Origin of the sequence: Streptomyces sp. NPDC047061 (genome assembly GCF_040643955.1) — a bacterium.
Lineage (GTDB): Bacteria > Actinomycetota > Actinomycetes > Streptomycetales > Streptomycetaceae > Streptomyces.
In genome coordinates, this window is the sequence record NZ_JBEYVI010000119.1 from 1 (window position 1) to 2,505 (window position 2,505).

1 protein-coding gene is annotated in these 2,505 nt (G+C 70.6%); it reads right to left on the bottom strand.

The features are described 5' to 3' along the window. Positions 1–2,453: type I polyketide synthase (locus tag ABZ887_RS51005; protein WP_361306557.1), on the bottom strand; the 2,453-nt coding region annotated here is incomplete at its 3' end. Positions 2,454–2,505 lie beyond the last annotated feature (52 nt).

Below are 2,505 nucleotides of genomic sequence, written 5' to 3' on the forward strand. Positions count from 1 at the left end.
TTGATCACACCCGCCACACCCGCAGCCGCCTGCGTGTGACCGATGTTCGACTTCACCGACCCCAACCACAACGGCCGCGCCGGATCACGGTCCTGCCCATAAGTGGCCAGCAACGCCTGCGCCTCGATCGGATCACCCAACGCCGTCCCGGTCCCATGCGCCTCCACCACATCAACATCACCCGGCTGCAACCCCGCACTGGCCAACGCCTGCTGGATCACCCGCTGCTGCGAGGGACCGTTCGGCGCCGACAGACCATTGCTGGCCCCGTCCTGATTGATTGCGCTACCGGCCACCACCGCCAGCACCCGATGCCCACGCTCACGAGCAACCGACAACCGCTCCAACACCAGCACGCCGACGCCCTCGCCCCACCCGGTGCCATCAGCCGCCTCCGCGAACGGCTTGCACCGCCCATCAGCAGCCAACCCCCGCTGCCGCGCAAACTCAGCGAATGTCCCCGGCGAGGCCATCACCGTGACGCCGCCGGCCAGCGCCATCCCGCACTCCCCGGAGCGCAGCGCCTGCGCGGCCAGGTGAATCGCCGTCAACGACGAGGAACACGCCGTGTCGATCGAGACCGCGGGACCCTGCAACCCCAACGCATACGCCACCCGACCCGACGCCACACTCGCCGTCGTCCCCGTCAGGCCAAAACCACCAGCACCATCCTGCCCCCCGACCCGATATCCCGAGGCGATGATGCCGGCATACACCCCCGTGTCCGTGCCCCGCAGAGAACCCGGGGCAATCCCCGCATCCTCCAACGCCTCCCAACACGTCTCCAGCAACACCCGCTGCTGCGGATCCATCCCCAACGCCTCACGCGGACTGATCCCGAAAAACTCCGCATCGAACCCACCCGCACCATCAAGGAACCCACCCACCGGGGCGTAGGCAGCGCCCTCATCACCAGACCCGGACAGGCCCGACGTATCCCAGCCACGGTTCACCGGGAACCCCGACATCGCATCGGAGCCTGCGGCAACCAACCGCCAGAAACCCTCCGGGTCCTCCACCCCACCCGGGAACCGACAACCCATCCCGACAATCGCCACCGGCTCATCCGCCCCGACACGGACCACCGACACAGCGCTCTCCCCGACAACCCCGTCGACCCCGCACGCCTCTGCAACCAGATACCGAGCGAGTTCCAGCGGAACGGGATAGTCGAAGACCAGGGTGGCGGACAGGCTCAGGCCGGTCTCGGCCACGAGCCGGTTACGCAACTCCAGCGCGGTCAGCGAGTCGATGCCCATGTCACGGAACGCCCGCTCGGAATCGATGTCCCCGGGGCGGGCGTGGCCCAGCACAACAGCGGTGGAGGCCTGGACAGTCTGCAGGACTTCCTGTTCGCGATCGGCGGGGCTGAGCGCGGCCAACCGGGCTGCGAGGCCACCCGCATCGGCGGCCACGGCTGCGGTCGGGCGGGCGAGAGCGCCCCCGGCCAGGCCCCGCAGCAGCGCGGGCACCGGCCGACCAGCACGAGACAGCCCCGTCAGGTCGAGGCGGGTCGGGACCGCCAACGGCGCGCCCCACGCGGAAGCGGCCTCGAACAACGCCAGACCGTGGACGGTCGTCAACGGCTGAACACCGCCACGGCGCAGACGGGACATACCGGTGCTGTTGAGATGCCCAGTCATCTCCGAGGTCTGTTCCCACAAGCCCCACGCCAGCGACTGACCGGCCAGCTGCCGATCCCGGCGATAGACGGCCAGGGCGTCCAGGAACGCGTTCGCCGCGGCGTAACTGCCCTGCCCCGCACTGCCCATGACCGCTGCGGCCGAGGAGTACAACACGAAGCCGGCCAGGCCCGCGTCTTCGGTCAGCTCGTGCAGGTTCCACGCCGCGTCAGCCTTCGCCGACAGCACGGTCGCCATCCGCTGCGGCGTCAGCGACTCCACCGTGGCGTCGTCGATCACCCCCGCGGCGTGCACCACCGCCGTCAACGGACGCTCGACCGCGATCTTGGCCAGGACCGAGGCGAGGGCATCCCGGTCGGCGGCATCGCCCGCCACCACCCGCACCTCCGCACCCAGCTCAGCCAACCCGGCAACCAGACCCGCCGCCCCCGGCGCCGCCGGACCCCGCCGCGACAGCAACACCAGATGCCGCATGCCACGGACGGTGACCAGGTGCCGGGCCAGCTCCCCGCCCAGCGTCCCCGTCCCACCCGTGACCAGCACCGTGCCGTGCCGGTCCCACTCGGCGAGCGCGGCTCCGGGCTCCACTGTCCCGGCCCGAACCAGCCGACGCCCGAACACCGTCACCCCCCCGCCATCGGTAGCGGGACTGGCAGAGCCAGCAGCGGAACTGGTGCGGATGGTGCCAGCGGCGGAACTGATGCGGACCTCGGGTTCATCGGCATCCAGGGCCAGGGCCAGGACGGTGTCCACGTCGGCGTCACGGCTCGGGTCCAGGCCGGCTGCCGGGTCGACATCGACCAGCAGCACACGGCCCGGGTGCTCCGACTGCGCCGAACGGACCAGACCCACCACCGCCGCA